The sequence below is a fragment of the Leucobacter faecis genome (genome assembly GCF_054456635.2).
Window position 1 is genome coordinate 23,307 of sequence record NZ_JBTJEP020000010.1, and the last position, 15,075, is coordinate 38,381.

The 15,075-nt window shown below is 67.5% G+C and carries 13 protein-coding genes; 4 read left to right on the top strand and 9 right to left on the bottom strand.

The genetic code is table 11. The annotated features are described in order from the left end of the window. Window positions 1-127 precede the first annotated feature (127 nt). Window positions 128-682 (bottom strand): orotate phosphoribosyltransferase, encoded by a 555-nt coding sequence (gene pyrE, locus ACXR2T_RS09230; protein WP_458813243.1) that lies wholly within the window; start codon window positions 680-682, stop codon window positions 128-130. Window positions 683-742: 60 nt separating this feature from the next. On the opposite strand from pyrE, the gene ACXR2T_RS09235 reads away from it, so the two are divergent. Continuing rightward, window positions 743-1,570, top strand: coding sequence for a Sir2 family NAD-dependent protein deacetylase (locus ACXR2T_RS09235; RefSeq protein WP_458838446.1), 828 nt, complete (start codon window positions 743-745; stop codon window positions 1,568-1,570). Window positions 1,571-1,772: 202 nt separating this feature from the next. On the opposite strand, the gene ACXR2T_RS09240 is transcribed toward ACXR2T_RS09235, so the two are convergent. From ACXR2T_RS09240 to ubiE, 3 genes are read right to left on the bottom strand one after another with little or no spacing between them, the layout of a single operon-like run. Next, on the bottom strand, window positions 1,773-3,146 hold the full coding sequence (locus ACXR2T_RS09240; RefSeq protein ID WP_458838447.1) for an FAD-dependent oxidoreductase: 1,374 nt from the start codon (window positions 3,144-3,146) through the stop codon (window positions 1,773-1,775). Window positions 3,147-3,202: 56 nt separating this feature from the next. Next, window positions 3,203-4,216, bottom strand: a complete 1,014-nt coding sequence (locus tag ACXR2T_RS09245) for a polyprenyl synthetase family protein (RefSeq protein WP_458813480.1) — start codon at window positions 4,214-4,216, stop codon at window positions 3,203-3,205. 41 nt (window positions 4,217-4,257) lie between these two features. Then, window positions 4,258-5,034 carry a bifunctional demethylmenaquinone methyltransferase/2-methoxy-6-polyprenyl-1,4-benzoquinol methylase UbiE gene (gene ubiE / locus ACXR2T_RS09250; RefSeq protein ID WP_458838448.1) on the bottom strand — a complete coding sequence of 259 codons (777 nt, stop codon included), beginning with the start codon at window positions 5,032-5,034 and terminating at the stop codon, window positions 4,258-4,260. Window positions 5,035-5,144: 110 nt separating this feature from the next. Here ubiE and ACXR2T_RS09255 point away from each other — a divergent pair, with 110 nt between their 5' ends. After that, on the top strand, window positions 5,145-6,470 hold the full coding sequence (locus ACXR2T_RS09255; RefSeq protein ID WP_458813257.1) for an isochorismate synthase: 1,326 nt from the start codon (window positions 5,145-5,147) through the stop codon (window positions 6,468-6,470). A gap of 104 nt (window positions 6,471-6,574) precedes the next feature. On the opposite strand, the gene menD is transcribed toward ACXR2T_RS09255, so the two are convergent. Both menD and ACXR2T_RS09265 read right to left on the bottom strand, forming a co-directional pair. Continuing rightward, window positions 6,575-8,398: a 2-succinyl-5-enolpyruvyl-6-hydroxy-3-cyclohexene-1-carboxylic-acid synthase gene (gene menD, locus ACXR2T_RS09260; protein WP_458838449.1), complete on the bottom strand. Its 1,824-nt coding sequence runs from the start codon at window positions 8,396-8,398 to the stop codon at window positions 6,575-6,577. Then, window positions 8,395-8,841, bottom strand: coding sequence for a PLDc N-terminal domain-containing protein (locus ACXR2T_RS09265; protein WP_458838450.1), 447 nt, complete (start codon window positions 8,839-8,841; stop codon window positions 8,395-8,397). Before ACXR2T_RS09265 ends, menD begins: the two co-directional genes overlap by 4 nt. Window positions 8,842-8,923: 82 nt before the next feature. Here ACXR2T_RS09265 and ACXR2T_RS09270 point away from each other — a divergent pair, with 82 nt between their 5' ends. Further along, entirely contained in the window at window positions 8,924-9,337 is a 414-nt protein-coding gene (locus ACXR2T_RS09270) for a DUF4229 domain-containing protein (protein WP_458838451.1), read from the top strand. A gap of 199 nt (window positions 9,338-9,536) precedes the next feature. Here ACXR2T_RS09270 and ACXR2T_RS09275 read toward each other — a convergent pair whose 3' ends face one another. From ACXR2T_RS09275 to ACXR2T_RS09285, 3 genes are all read right to left on the bottom strand, one after another. Continuing rightward, the gene (locus ACXR2T_RS09275) at window positions 9,537-10,511 is read right to left on the bottom strand and encodes a 1,4-dihydroxy-2-naphthoate polyprenyltransferase (protein WP_458838452.1); all 975 of its coding nucleotides are present in this window, start codon (window positions 10,509-10,511) and stop codon (window positions 9,537-9,539) included. After that, a complete protein-coding gene (locus tag ACXR2T_RS09280; protein ID WP_458838453.1) occupies window positions 10,508-11,842 on the bottom strand; it encodes an AMP-binding protein in 1,335 nt (444 codons plus the stop codon). The genes ACXR2T_RS09275 and ACXR2T_RS09280 overlap by 4 nt, the downstream gene beginning before the upstream one ends. A gap of 83 nt (window positions 11,843-11,925) precedes the next feature. Beyond that, window positions 11,926-12,669 (bottom strand): IclR family transcriptional regulator, encoded by a 744-nt coding sequence (locus ACXR2T_RS09285; RefSeq protein WP_458838454.1) that lies wholly within the window; start codon window positions 12,667-12,669, stop codon window positions 11,926-11,928. A gap of 118 nt (window positions 12,670-12,787) precedes the next feature. Here ACXR2T_RS09285 and ACXR2T_RS09290 point away from each other — a divergent pair, with 118 nt between their 5' ends. Then, window positions 12,788-15,040 (top strand): malate synthase G, encoded by a 2,253-nt coding sequence (locus tag ACXR2T_RS09290; protein ID WP_458838455.1) that lies wholly within the window; start codon window positions 12,788-12,790, stop codon window positions 15,038-15,040. The last annotated feature ends 35 nt before the right edge of the window (window positions 15,041-15,075 follow it).

The window sequence follows — 15,075 nt, forward strand, 5'->3', positions numbered from 1 at the left end:
CACCGCACAACACGCCATTGGTCAGACCAACGTATCATCATTTGTGCTGGCCCAGTGACGACGGGTGTCGTCCCGAGAACACGTCAGCCCGCGCCATATGGCGCGGGCTGACGTGTCAAACGGATACTTACTGCGGGGCGAGGCCCAGGTCTTCGAGGCCAATCGCGAAGCGGTACTCGTAGCCAGCTTCTTCGATGCGGGCCTTCGCGGGGGCCTGGCGATCGACGACTACGGCGACGGCGGCGATCTCAGCGCCAACCTTCTTCAGCGCCTCGATCGCGGCGAGCGGGGATCCGCCGGTCGTCGAGGTGTCTTCAACAACGACGACGCGCTTGCCGTTAAGGTCGGGGCCCTCAACCTGGCGGCCGCGGCCGTGATCCTTGGGCTCCTTGCGCACGACGAACGAGTCGTACACCTTGCCTGCCGCGACGCCCTGGTGCATGATCGCCGAGGCGATCGGGTCCGCGCCCATGGTGAGGCCGCCCACGGCAACGACACCGTCAATGTCGTCGATGAGGTCGAGCATGACCTGGCCGATCAGTGGAGCCGCACGGTGATCGAGCGACAGCTTGCGCAGGTCAATGTAGTAGGTGGCCTTCTTGCCACTGGTGAGCGTAAAGTCGCCGTGAAACACGGCCTCGCTCGTGATGAGGTCGATAAGCTGTTCGCGCGCGGTGGTCATGCGTGTAATTCTACCGCCCCGCCTCGCTCTACCTCGCCCGACCCTGCCTGAGAGGATCGCATGTCAGTCACAGCGTCAGAGCTCGATCGCCTCGCCCACATTCTTTCGAGCCGTCAGGCCGCGGTGCTCACCGGCGCGGGAGTCTCGACCGACTCAGGGATCCCCGATTACCGAGGCGCCGGATCCCCTCCCCGCTCCCCCATGCGCATCGGCGAGTTCATGTCTGACGCGGCGTATCGACGCAGGTTCTGGGCTGGCGCCCGGGTCGGAGCAGACCGCATGGCCTCGCTCTCTCCCAATGCGGGCCATCTCGCGCTGGCCCGGCTCGAAATGGGCGGGCAGGTCTCGGGCGTCGCGACCCAGAATGTCGACGGCCTGCATCGCGTCGCCGGATCCCGCACGCTCGTAGAACTGCACGGGCGGGGGGACGTGACCCGTTGCACGAGGTGCAACCGCACGTACGCCCGCACGGCCGTGCTTGCCCGCTTTGATGAGCTGAACCCCGGTTACGCGCTCGCACACGCGGGGGCCGAGATCGCGCCCGACGGTGACGCGGCGGTGAGCGCCCCAGGCGGTGTTGTTGTGCCTGACTGCCCGGCCTGCGGTGGGCTCCTGCGACCCGACGTGGTGTACTTCGGTGAGATGGTTCCGCTGCCCGTGTTTCGCGCAGCCGCGAGCCTCGTCGAACACGCTGACGCACTGATTCTCGCGGGCACCTCGCTCGCGGTGAACACCGGCCTGCGCCTGGTACACCGCGCCGAGCGACGCGAAATTCCTATCATTGTGATCAACCGTGGGCCAACACAAGTTGATGCACGGGAGTCCATCACGCTGCGCATCGAGGGCGGCACGAGCGAGGTACTCGAAGCGGTCGCCGAGCTGCTGTAACGTCCTCGCTGCGCTGGATCCTGCGACTCGCTGCGCTCGCGCAGGATGACAACGGGTTTTGCGGCTAGCAACACCCCGTCATTCTGTGAGCTAGCAACGCCCCGTCATTCTGCGCGACGAAGGAGTCGCAGAATCCACACGCACTGGATCCTGCGACTCGCTGCGCTCGCGCAGGATGACAACGGGTGTTGCGGGCGCGAGCCTACTCGCCGCGCGAAATGCGGGTCATCTCGTCGCGCGAGACGACCTTAATGCGGGCACGACCCTCGGGCTCGCCCAGCCCGATCTCGTGGTCGTCGAGTCGGTGCCAGCCCTCGAGATCGGTGTAGGGCACCTCGCGGTCGTGCAGCAGCGCGCGCACGGCGTCGCCCGACGGGTTCTCGGGGTTCCACCAGCAGTCGCGGTCGGCCATGAGGCACTCGAGCGTTTCCATCGCGTCAGACTTCGTGTGGCCGATGAGGCCTACGGGACCGCGCTTGATCCAGCCGGTCGCGTACACACCGTGCACCTGGTTGCCTTCGAGGTTGTGTACCCGGCCCTGCTTGTTGGGAATCACGCCACGCGCTTCGTCGAAAGGAATCTCGTCGACGGGTGAACCGAAGTAGCCGACGGCGCGGTACAGCGACTGCATCGGGATCACTTCGAACTCACCGGTGTCGATGACACCGCCCTCACCGTCGGGTGCGGTGCGCTCAATCTTCAGGCCCACAACGCGACCCTCCTCGGTCACCACCTCTACAGGCTTGGACCAGAAGTGGAGGTGCAGCTTACGTGAGGCCACCTCACCTGACGCCTCGCGCTCCCGCTGCTCCGCACGCCACTTGTCCATGATGCGCGTCATGACAAGCACCTGCTTGTTCTTCGCCAGCACCTCGTCGGCGTATGCGTCTTCGCGATCAAAGTCGCGTTCGTCGATCACCATGTCGACATCGCGCAGCTCGCCCAGCTCGCGCAGCTCGAGCGGCGTGAACTTGACATACTTCGGGCCGCGCCTGCCAAACAGGTGCAGCTCTTCGATGGGGTTCTGCTTGAGCCCCTCGTAGACGTTCTGCGGAATCTCGGTGGGCAGCAGGTCGTCGGCGTGCTTGATCAGCATGCGCGATACATCGAGCGCAACGTTACCGTTGCCAATAACGCCGACCTCGCGGGCTTCGAGCGGCCAGGTGCGGGGCACGTCAGGGTGCCCGTCGAACCAGCTCACATAATCGGCGGCGCCGTACGAGCCGTCAGCTTCGATGCCGGGAATGCTGAGTGACGCGTCACGGATCGCGCCGGTCGAGAAGATCACAGCGTGGTAGTGCTGCTTCAGATCATCGAGCGTGATGTCTTGGCCGTAGCGCACGTTACCGAAATACCGCACACTGCCACTGTCGAGCACGTCGCGCAGCGCGTTGATGATGCCCTTGATGCGCGGGTGGTCGGGCGAGACGCCGTAGCGCACCAGCCCGTAGGGGGCAGGTAGTTGCTCGAAGAGGTCAATCTCGACCTCAAAATCGCGCTCCGCCTTCTGCAGCAGGTCTGCGGCGTAGATGCCCGCCGGGCCTGCGCCAACAATCGCCAGTCGCATGGTCTCCATGGTTCTAAAGTCTTCCCTTCCATTCCGCACTCGGAATGTTCAATCTAGGTCGGTGCCTAGCCCTCGCGATTGACAATCGAGTCGGCCATGCGCTCCAGCGCACGCTTCACAGACGACTTCGGCAGCACGTCGAGCGCTGCCACAGCATCGGTCGCCCAGCGACGAGCCGTTTCTTCGGTCTCGCGGGTGACCTCGTGCTCACGCAGCGCAGTCACCTCGGGGTCGAGCACAGCGGGATCCGCGCCCTCAGCGATCGCTGACACACCGGCGTCGATGCGCGCGAGCAGCGCAGCGTCTGCCTCGTTGCCCGCCGCCGCACGCTCGCGCAGCAAGAGCAGTGGCAGCGTAGCAACACCGGCCCGCAGGTCAGTGCCGGCCTTCTTGCCGGTCTGCTCTTTCTTGGGCGACAGGTCAATGACGTCGTCGATGAGCTGAAATGCCACACCGATACGCTCGCCGTACTCCATAACCGCATCGGCATATTCGAGTGGGGCGCCACTGAACATGACGCCCATACGGGCGGCCGTCGCAATCAAAGCGCCGGTCTTGTCGGCGAGCACCTGAATGTAGTGCGGAATCGGTGCCTCGCCCGCCTGCGGCCCGACAGTCTCGTGCAGCTGGCCCAGGCACAGCCGCTCGAACGTGCGCGCCTGCAGCAAAATCGCCTCTTCGCCCATGCCCGAAACGAGCGTCGAAGCGCGCGCAAACAAGAGGTCACCAGCGAGAATCGCCACCGAGTTCGACCACACGGTCTGAGTGGCGGGCACTCCGCGCCTAAGCTTCGCGTCGTCCATGACGTCGTCGTGGTAGAGCGACGCCAGGTGCGTCATCTCAACGGCCTGAGCCGCGCGGCGCACGAGCTCGTTCGGCCCGCTGCCCAGCTCACTCGTCAAGAGCGTAAGCATGGGTCGAATACGCTTGCCACCCGCCTCCATGAGGTAGCGCGCGGGCGCGTCTGCAACCGGCGACGCAAAGTCGAGATGCGTCATCAGTTCGCTCTCGATCAGCTCGAGCTGCTGCTGCAGCTCCTTTGCGTGGCGACGATCTTGCGCTCCCTGAAATAGCCGCATGGGCAGCGCCTGGGTAGCGGTATCGGCGGCGCTAGGTCGGATCACTTGTCGTCTCCGGAGTTTGAGGGCTTTGGGGTGGCAGACTTCTCAGCGGCAGCAGCAGCCTCTTCGCGCGGTACGAAGCCGCGGTGCAGGGCAACGATGCCAAAGGTCAGGTTGCGGTACGCGACGCGCTCGAGCCCGGCTTCGCGCAGCCACGAGGCAAGTTCCTCTTGCGCAGGCCACGCCTCGATCGACTCGTTCAGGTAGCGGTAGGCGCCCGCGGCCTCGCGGTTAATCACGCCGGCGATGCGCGGCAGCACGTGCTTGCCGTACCAGGCATACGGTGCGCGCACCGCAGCAGCGGGCGGCGTCGAAAACTCTGCGATGACCACGCGGCCACCGGGCTTTACCACGCGCCGCATCTCAGCGAGCGCCTTGCGAGGGTCACTCACGTTGCGCAGTCCGTACGAAATCGTTGCCGCATCAAAACTGTTGTCCTCGAACGGCAGCTGCGTCGCGTCGGCCCACACGAACTCGATGAGGTCGTTGCCCGCGTGACGCTTGCGCCCCTCAGCGAGCATGCCCTCCGAGAAGTCGGCGGCCACCACGTGCGCACCGTGAGCCGCGAGCGCAGCCGACGACGTGCCGGTGCCCGCGGCGAGGTCGAGAACCCGCATTCCCTTGCGCGGCCCCACCGCCTTGGTGGTCGCGATGCGCCACAGGCGGTCGTTACCCACCGTTAGCACGTCATTGATGAGGTCGTATCGAGGGGAGACCTCATCGAACATGGCCGAAACCTCGTCGGCGTGCTTTGTGGAGGTGTCTGGGCGAGTCACGTACTCCATGCTATCCCGTGAATCCGCACGCGAGCTGGCCAAGGCGACGCAAAGCCCCCAAACCATCGCACGACCCGACTGCTTTCAGCCCGCCCGGGTAGATTAGTGGGGTGTCAACACCCAGCACACCCCGGCTTCACGCGGTAACGCGCCCGCTCACAAGCGGCGTCGACCTGCTCCCCCTCACTGACCCCGCTGCCCCGCTCGTGTGGTTGCGCGGCGACCGCGGCGCGATCGGCGCGGGCGAGGCTCTGCGCCTCACGTTTCGCGGCCCCTCGCGGTTTCGCGACGCCGCCGCCGCTTGGCAGCGGGTCGTGGCAGACGCCACCATCGATGACCCGGTTGGCGTGCCAGGGTCGGGCCTCGTCGCGTTCGGTGCGTTCAGTTTCGCTGACGGCAGTGAGACCGAAAGCACGCTGATCGTGCCGCGCACGCTCGTCGCGCAGCACCGCGATATCTGGTGGGTCACGACCGTACACGACACCGCTGACACGCCCACGGCCGCTACGACGCACGATCCGGATCAGCCAGCCGCCGACCCGCATGCTCCCGAGCTGCCCGCGGCGATTGCGCCGGGGCCGTGGCCCGGTGTGCAGTTCGCGGATCTCCATTCGCAGACCGCCGCGAGCGTGCGCGATTATCTGGCTGGCGTCGCCGAGGCAGACGCGCGCATTGCTCGCGGCGAGCTCGAGAAAATTGTGATCGCACGGCAGGTGCGTGGTGAGCTCACGGCGGGCGCCGACCTACGCGCGCCCATCGCCCGGCTCGCGGAGCGCTACCTCGACTGCTGGACGTTTGCGGTCGACGGGCTCATCGGGGCGAGTCCCGAGACGCTCGTGCGCTCGACCGGCGGTAGCGTGTCGGCGCGCGTGCTCGCGGGCACCCGCGGCAGGCACACCGAAGACGCGGCGCGCGATGCGCGCGCCCGGGACGAACTGCTCACGAGTTCGAAGGAACAGCACGAGCACGCGTTCGCGGTGCAGAGCGTGGTGACCGCGCTCGCACCCCACGTCACCGGCCTGCGCACGAACGAAGAACCGTTCGCGCTCGAGCTGCCCAACGTGTGGCACCTCGCGACCGACCTAGGCGCGACCCTCGGCGAGGCCGGATCGTCGCTCGCACTCGTCGATGCGTTGCACCCGACGGCGGCGGTCGCGGGAACTCCCACCCGCGACGCAATCGATGCGATCGACGAGCTCGAACCGTTCGACCGGGGGCGCTACTCGGGCGCCGTGGGCTGGATCGACCATGCGGGCGACGGCGAGTGGGCGATCGCACTGCGCTGCGCTCAGCTGAGTGGGCCAGACGCCGTGACCGGCTCTCGCCGGGTGCTCGCGAGCGCCGGCGGCGGCATCGTAGCGGGGTCCGACCCGGCCGGCGAGCTGCGCGAAACCGTCTCAAAGTTTCGACCGGTCACCGAGGCTTTCGCCCGGTAACCCAGTTCGCACATCAATCATTCGTAAAACATCAATATTTCACGCATCGAGGTGCTATTCGCGAGATTGATGCTGTTCGCGGGGCGCTCAGGAGTGCTTCCGGGCTACCGGGCGAGCGGCACCTCGACGATGCAGGGGCCCGTCACCGGTACGGTGAGCAGCTGCTCGAGCTCGCCACGGGTCGTGATGCGCTGGTACTCCCAGCCGTAACCCGCGGCAAGCTGCTCGAGCTGGGCCTCGTGCGGGGTGAACATGACACGGTCGAACGTACCCTCGGGCGCGCTCCCCGCCACCTCCAAACCGTCAAAAATGGATCCGCCGCCGTCGTTGCCCACAAACACCTGAATGCGGGGCTGTGCCTCGCCGGGGCTGCGCAGCAGGGATCCGGCGTCGTACAGAAACGCGAGGTCGCCCGTGAGCACGCGGGTCGTGCCCGCGGCGCGCGCCGTGTCGGCGTCGCCCTGGCTCGCGGCCGCGACGCCAAGCGCGGTCGCGATCGTGCCGTCGATGCCGGCGACCCCGCGGTTCGAGCGCACTTCGATGCGGCGGGCCGGCGCGATCTTGTCGAGCGCGCGTACCAGGCTCGACGCCGCGAGCATCAGCCGGTCGTGCGGCCAGGTCGAACGCCACACGGTCTCGGCGAGCAGGTCGCGGGTGATCGGCTCGCGCATCGTGGCGACTTCGGCGCGCGCGTAGGCGCTGCGCTCTTTGTATCCGTTGGCGAGCGCGGCCTCGAGATCGGGTTCGTGCACCGTGCTGCGCTCCCGCTGCAGCTCACGGTCTGCGAGCACCCAGGCGCCGAGCCAGCGGCGCAGCGCACGCGGATCGTGGTCCTCGCCGACGCGGGCCGCCCGCACGACGCGGGCCGACCGGTGCGGGTCATAGTGCGCGGTGTCAGCGTGCGGGTCGACGACGATCACATCGACGTCGTCGCGGCCCAGCAGCGCCGGAATCTGCCGGTTGAGCGTGGGGTGCCCAAACACGATCGCCTGCTCGATCAGTCCGCCCACCTCGGGGGTGTCGATGAGGGTCTGATAGCCCATGATCGCCTCGCGGCCGAAGCGCGCGCCGCTCACCACCTCGGCGAGCAGCGGCACTCCCGCCGCGTGCGCGAACGCCTCGGCTTCGGGCCCCGCGCCCTCGCCTGCTACGACGACCGCGAGCGTGTCGCCCGCGAACCCGAAGGTCTCGTCTGCGCTCGACCCGAAGGTCGTCGTGTAGCCGTCGCCGTGATCGGTGACGGTCACGCCGGACCGCTGAGCTTGCGCTGCCAGTCGCTCGCGGGCCGCTACCCCTTCGGCCGCTGCAGCGGTGAAGCCCTGCGCAATCATCTGGTCGAATCCGCGAGTGCCCGAAAGCGGCTCGCGCACCTGCACGTTTAGTTGCACGGGCCCGGCGGGAGCGCCGCCCGCGGTACCCAGCGCACGCGCGAGACTGGTGGCCGCGATCCGGCCAGGGTCACGGCCCGCGTCGCGAGCGAGGTCACCGCCCGCGCCAAATTCGGGCGGTTCGATGTCGAGCGAGAAACGCGATGCCTCGCGCAGAATGTCGGCCTGGTGCGTCGTTTGGTTGGTGCGGATCTCGCGCATCTGGGCGGGGCGATCTGCCGTGATGAGCAGCATCGGCACCCGAGCTTCGTGGGCCTCGAGAGCGGCAGGCAGCAGGTTTGCGACCGAGGTGCCGCTCGTCACAATGACGGGCGCGGGCAGCCCCGTTTCACGTGCAACGCCCAGGGCGAAGAAGCCCGCCGAACGCTCGTCGATGCGCACATGCAGCCTGATCGCGCCGGCCTTTTCGGCGGCGGCAGCGGCGAGAGCGAAGGCCTGCGAGCGTGATCCGGGACATACGACGACGTCTTGCACGCCCCGACGCACCAACTCAGCGAGCAGCTCAACCGCAAAGATTGAGGCCGCGGCGGGTGCGCTCACAGCTTGGCGTCGCCGTCGGGGCGCGGGCCCTTCGAACCGTCGCCCTTGGGCTCATCGCCGTTGGGTTTTGCGGGGCCGCTAGATGTTGTGGGGCCGCCAGGCTCACCCTTTTCGCCAGCTTCGCCGGGATACACCTCGTCGTCGAGCTCGCGTAGACGCTTCTCGAGATCGGCCATGTGTGTGTTGAGTTCGCTGCTCGATAGTTTGGTGCCGGTGAATCGCGGGTCATCGTCGGGTGCCCGGCGCACCGCATGCGACTCGTCACCCTTGCCGATCACAAACCACAGAATGCCGCCCAGCACGGGCAGCACCACAATGAGCACCACCCACACGGGCTTCGCTACCCCACGGGCACGGTTGTGGTCGGTCATCGCCGCGTCGACGAGCGCATAAAGCGTAAACGCAACGGCGATGACGATCCCAATGATTCCGAATCGCACCATGACTCCATGCTACCCGCCCGGGTGCCCTCGAGCGGCCCCCGCGCTGCGGAGTTGCTCAGGCGTCACAGCTAAACTTGGGCGGGTGAAATCGAGCCGTTCTGCCTGGACCATGTACGTATCGTTGCGCCTGCTGTTTTTCGTGGTGCCCTTTGGCATTGTCTACTGGCTGGGCCTGCAGTTGGGGTTCACTCTTGCGCTCTCGGGCGGCGTGGCAGCAGTGATCGCCGCGCTCATTAGCGTCTCGCTTTCGGTGATCTTTTTGTCGCGCCCGCGCGCACAGGCGGCGCAGAGTATCGCCGACTGGCGCAGCCGCGACCGCACCGCCGATGACGTTGAGGAAGACGATGCGCTCGACGGCGAGGCCCCATCGGAGGCTTCGGAGGCTTCGGCAACCGAGGTGGCACCGGCTGAGTCAGCAGGGGTAGCACCGGCTGAATCAGCAGTGGTAGCGCCGGCTGAATCAGCCGGGGACCCCGAGCAGCGCACTGAAGCGTAGACGGGCTTCGGTCGCGCGGCTCTCGTGCCGCACCTCGGCTTGTGGGGACGAGTAAGCATCGAAATGACGAGTCGGCCCGATAAGTACGTACTTATCGGGCCGACTCGTCATTCTGATGCCGTTTCGTGGGTGGCACCGGGTTAGCGCGGCACACAGCGGCCGGCGGCCAGCCGCCGGCCGCCAGCCGCCGGCGCCAAGCCTAGGCCGTCAGACCGCCCGCCAGGCTGAAGCCGACGCCCAGCAGCACGCCGTAGGCGAGGGCCGCGAAGCTCGTGAGCTGCAGCACGAGAATGAGCTCCTTGGGCGTTTTCGCGGTCAGCGCGATGATGGCGCACGGCACCGCGATGAACAGCACAAGCCACACGAACATCATCGCCGGGTAGATCGCCACGTAGATGCCCGGGACGGCGAACGGCAGCAGCACGCACACCACAAACAAGATGCGTGAGGCCCGGTCACCCATGCGCACCGCGAGCGTGCGCTTGCCCGCAAGCGTGTCGGTGGCGATATCGCGCACATTGTTGATCACGAGCACCGCAACAGCAAGCAGCCCCACCCCGGTGCCCGCGAACCACACCTCTTGCGCGTGCAGGTCGGTTTGGAGGTAGACGGTACCCGCCGTCGCAACGAGGCCGAAGAAGATAAACACCATCACTTCGCCCAAACCTGCATAGCCATAGGGCCGCTTACCGCCGGTGTAGAACCAGGCCGCCACGATCGCGAGCACGCCGAGGGCGAGAAACCACCAGCGGCCACTCATTATGACGGCCACAAGCCCTGACGCAGCCGCCAGCCCAAAGAACGCGAACGCGAGTACGAGCACCTTCTTGGGGTTCACGAGCCCCGACCCGGTGAGTCTGGCGGGCCCCACCCGAAACTCGTCGGTGCCGCGCACCCCGTCTGAGTAGTCGTTGGCGTAGTTCACGCCGATCTGCAAGAACACGGCCACGGCGAGAGCGAGCAGTGTGAGCGGCCACGAGAACCCGCGCAGCATCGAGGCGATACCCGCTCCGGCGGCGACGGGTGCGACCGCGAGTGGCAGCGTGCGCAGCCGCGCCCCGCCCACCCAGTTGCGCCACGTGATCGTGGAGCTCAGCCCGGCGTCGACCATCTTGTCGGCCGCCGCCCGCACCGCGGGGTTACCCGACTTGCTTCGGTTCTTCGCGTGGCTCACGCCTGCTCCTTCGTGTGGTTGCTATCAAGTTCTGCCGAGTTCGGTGCTACCGGCACCGCCGATGACACCAGCGCCGCCAGCGCCACCAGGTCGGGCTTCTCGCCCGCCAGTCGAGGGATCACGTCAACCACGGTCTCCCCCACCGGCACGGCGGCAACGCTGAGCGCCGCGCGCAGCGCCTCGCCCACCTCGGCGAAGCTAGCCCCAGCAACACCAACGGCAACACCAACGGCGACACCAACACCAGCACCGCCCGGCTCGCTGGCGCGCACGAGGTGCACGCGCTCACCCCAGTCGCGATCCGGAACACCCAGCGCGATCGTGTCGCCCCAGCCGGGCAGCGCGCGCGCCACGCGCTCGACCTCGTCGAGCGAGACGTTGATGCCGCCCGAGATGATCACGCGATCGAGCCGGCCGGTGACGGTGAGCATGCCGCCGAGCAGCTCGCCCGCGTCGCCCGTGCGATACCAGCGCTCACCCGCGGGCTCGGTGATGAACCGTTCGTTTGTGAGCGCGGCGTCACCGACATAGCCGAGCGCGAGCGAGGGGCCCGCGAGCTGCACCTCACCTGCGCGAATGCGCACGAGCGTGTCGCCGATCTCGACGCCGTCGTAGACGCATCCGCCGGCGGTCTCGCTCATGCCGTAGCTGCGCTTGAGCGCGATGCCCAGCGCGTGCGCGCGGCGGCGCAATTCGAGCGTGACGGCCTGCCCGCCTACGAGCACCGCGTCGAATCGGCGCAGCGCCTCGGCTGCGGCCGCGTCGCGCTCGGCGAGATCGAGCAGGCGCGCCAACTGCACGGGCACGAGCGACACGTAGCGCCTTGCGCCGGTCATCGCTTCGGCCGCTTCGAGCAGCGCCGCGGGGTCAAACTTGCTGTCAAAAAATACTGGCTGCGTGCCCGCGACCGCGCTGCGTACGAGCATCTGCAGCCCCGAAACGAGCTGCGCGGGCAGCGTCACGAGCCACTGTCCAGGCCCGCCCAGGCGCGCGTGCGTCGCCTCGGCGCTCGCCCGGAGCGCATCCGCCGACAGGGCGACGGCCTTCGGCACGCCGCTCGATCCCGAGGTGCGAATCACGACCGCAGTGCCCTCAGGCAGTTCGGCCCGCTGCAGTTCGGCCGCGAAGTTCGTTGCCGCGTCGGTGCCGGATCCAGAACCAGCCGTAGACGCAGCCGCCGGGGCCGCTGCAGCCGCCGGGGCCGCCGGTTCGTGGGTGGCGCTAGCGACCGGCAGAATCGGTGCGCCGCCAGCGAGCGCATCGCCGAGCGCCGCCATCAGCCAGGCGCGGTCAGAAACGGGAATCACGCGAAGCGAGCTTGGAGAAGTCACTCCCCCAGGGTACCCGCTGCGTGCCGCGGTGTCGCTGTGCCGGGAGGCCGCGGGGTCGCTGTGCCGCGAGGCCGCGGGGTCTTCTAGAACGCAGCGGCCGCCTTGATGAGCTCGGGTACGGCGGTGCCCACAATTTCGTCGGTCATGCGCACGCTGGGGCCCGAGATCGACACGGCCGCGGGCACCCCCTGGCCCGGCACCGCGACCGCGATGCAGCGTACGCCGAGCTCCTGTTCACCGTCGTCGATCGCAAACCCGCAGCGGCGCGTTTCGGCGAGGTCTGTGAGCAGCGCGTCGACGTCGCAGATGGTCGTCTCAGTATACCTGGGCAGCCCCGTGCGCGCGACGATCGCGCGCACCCGCCCCTCGGGCAGGGTCGAGAGCATCGCTTTGCCGACACCGCTCGCGTGTGGCAGCACTCGCCGCCCCACCTCGGTGAACATGCGCATGCGGTGCCGCGACGCGACCTGCGCGACGTAGCTGACGAGATCGCCGTCGAGCATCGCGAGGTTGGCGGTCTCGCTCGACACGTCTTCGAGCCTCGCGAGCACCGAAGCGGCCCGCTCGGCGAGCGGCGGGCGGGCGCGTTCGCCGAGCCCGATGAGGCCGGCGCCCAGCGAGTAGTCTCTGTTCTCGAGCTGGCGCACGTATCCGAGGTCGTGCAGCGTGCGCAGCAGCCGGTGCGCGGTGGGCACAGGCAGCCCGGCCTGCGCTGCCGCGTCGGCGAGCGGCAGTGGCGCTCCCGCTTCAGACAGCGCTTCGAGTAGCGCGAACGCTCTGCTGACCGACTGCACTCCGCCCCGGCCCGCGCCCTGCTGTTCATTCATAGCATCCACCATACCAATTTCACGATGTGAAATGATTACTTCATTTGACCCGGTTTCGTTCTATCGTTGGAGCCACACCTCTTCAACACACCTCAAATGCAGCGCATAGGAGCCCCGCATGACCGCCTACGTCAACCGCGCCGACCTCTCGGTCGCGACCCCCATCGCCGAGTTCGCCGAAGAAGCCCTCAGCGCACACAATCTCGATGCCGCCCAGTTTTGGGCCGGCGTGAGCGATATTGTGCACGACCTCGGCCCCCGCGGCGCCGAGCTGCTGCAGGTGCGCGAAGACCTACAGGCCCAAATCGACAGCTACCACCGCGAGCACCCCGGCCGCCCCGACCCCGCCGCGTACCGCGCATTCTTGACCCGCATCGGGTATCTCACGCCCACCCCCGGCGAGGTGCAGGTCACCACGCGAGACGTGGCCCCCGAGGTCGCGCTGCAGGCCGGCCCGCAGCTGGTCGTGCCCATCTTGAACGCCCGGTTTGCGCTCAACGCCGTCAACGCCCGGTGGGGGTCGCTTTACGACGCGCTCTACGGCACCGACGCAATCTCGCGCGAGGGCGATCTCGCGCCCGGCGCGGGATTCAATGCGCGGCGCGGTGCGGCGGTTATTGCGCGAGGCCGCGATCTGCTCGACCAGATCGCCCCGCTTCGTACCGTTTCGGGCGATGCCACCTCAAGCGGCGCTCTCTCTGGCAGTGCCGGATCAGGCCGCGCCAGCCACGCCGATGCGGTCGGTTACACCGTAGCGGCGGGCACCCTGCAGGTGGCGCTCGCGGGCGGCGCGGTCGCGCAGCTCGAGGACACAGCCGCGTTCGCTGGTTACGGGGGCGACCCCAACGCCCCCTCGTCAGTACTACTTATTCATAACGGGCTTCACGTCGAGATTGTCATCGACCCCGAAGGCGCGATCGGTCGCACCGATCAGGCCCACGTGCAAGACATCGTGCTTGAAGCGGCGCTCACCACAATTATTGACCTCGAAGACTCGGTCGCCGCCGTCGACGCCGCAGACAAGTCACTCGGCTACCGCAACTGGCGCGGCCTCATGAATGGCTCCCTCGAAGAGCAGTTCACCAAGGGCGACCGCACCATCACACGTCGCATGAACTCTGACCGCGCCTTCTTGGACCCCGCAGGTGAGGCTTTGACCCTGCCCGGCCGATCGGTGCTGTTTATTCGCAACGTGGGGCACCTCATGACGGGTGACGCCGTGCTCGATCGCACCGGTGCGTGGACGGGCGAGGGCATGATCGACGCGATCATGACGGCACTCGGCTCGCTCGCAGATCTGCGAGGTGCCTCACGCCTCGGCGCACTCGCAAACTCGCGCACCCCCTCGATGTACATCGTGAAGCCCAAGATGCACGGCCCCGACGAGGTCGCCTTTACCGTTGACCTATTCGCCCGCGTTGAACAGCTACTCGGGCTCCCCGCCCGCACGCTGAAGGTGGGCATCATGGACGAAGAGCGTCGCACCTCAGCGAACCTGGCGGCGTGCATCGACGCCGCCAGCGACCGCGTCGTCTTTATCAACACCGGTTTTCTCGACCGCACCGGCGACGAGATCCACACCTCAATGCAGGCCGGCCCGTTGCTCCCTAAAGCAGCCCTGCGCGACCGCGGCTGGCTAGGCGCCTACGAACAACGCAATGTCGGGATCGGTGTGTCGTGCGGCCTGACCGGGCACGCTCAGATCGGCAAGGGAATGTGGGCGATGCCCGACTTGATGCACGACATGCTTGAGCAGAAGGGAGCGCACGTGCAGACGGGCGCCTCAACCGCGTGGGTGCCGTCACCCGTGGCTGCGACCCTGCACACGCTGCACTACCACCAGGTTGACGCGTTCGCGGCGCGTGCCGCACTGCCCGCGTTTGACGCCGCCGCAGACGAGGCCACGCTCGTCGAGCTGCTCGACCCGCCCCTCGCCGCCCCCGGTGACCTCACCTCCGAGGTTGTGGCGCGTGAACTCGACAACAACGCCCAGTCGATTCTCGGCTACGTGGTGCGCTGGATCGATCAGGGCGTAGGCTGCTCAAAGGTGCCCGACATCGACAACATCGCCCTCATGGAAGACCGTGCCACCCTGCGCATTTCGTCGCAGCTGCTCGCCAACTGGCTCGCGCACGGTGTGATCACTGAGGCTGAGGTCGACGCCGCGCTTACGCGCCTCGCCGCCATCGTCGACGAGCAGAATGCGGCCGACCCGCTCTACGAGGCGCTGCTTGGCGCCGACGGCCACACCCCCGGCGTCGCATTCGAGGCGGCCCGCCGCCTCATCATCGAGGGCGCTGCGCAACCGTCGGGTTACACAGAGCCGATCCTGCACGAGCTGCGCAGGGCGAAGAAAGCCGGGGCGAGGTAGCGCGCCTGGGCGGGCCGGCTCAGGGCTAGCTCAGG

What these genes read in the sequence shown, in the direction of transcription:
- ACXR2T_RS09235 (WP_458838446.1), top strand. Translation starts at nt 743, where the DNA reads ATGTCAGTCACAGCGTCAGAGCTCGATCGCCTCGCCCACATTCTTTCG.
- ACXR2T_RS09290 (WP_458838455.1), top strand. Translation starts at nt 12,788, where the DNA reads ATGACCGCCTACGTCAACCGCGCCGACCTCTCGGTCGCGACCCCCATC.
- ACXR2T_RS09285 (WP_458838454.1), bottom strand. Translation starts at nt 12,669, where the DNA reads ATGAATGAACAGCAGGGCGCGGGCCGGGGCGGAGTGCAGTCGGTCAGC.
- ACXR2T_RS09245 (WP_458813480.1), bottom strand. Translation starts at nt 4,216, where the DNA reads ATGCGGCTATTTCAGGGAGCGCAAGATCGTCGCCACGCAAAGGAGCTG.
- pyrE (WP_458813243.1), bottom strand. Translation starts at nt 682, where the DNA reads ATGACCACCGCGCGCGAACAGCTTATCGACCTCATCACGAGCGAGGCC.
- ACXR2T_RS09265 (WP_458838450.1), bottom strand. Translation starts at nt 8,841, where the DNA reads ATGGTGCGATTCGGAATCATTGGGATCGTCATCGCCGTTGCGTTTACG.
- ACXR2T_RS09240 (WP_458838447.1), bottom strand. Translation starts at nt 3,146, where the DNA reads ATGGAGACCATGCGACTGGCGATTGTTGGCGCAGGCCCGGCGGGCATC.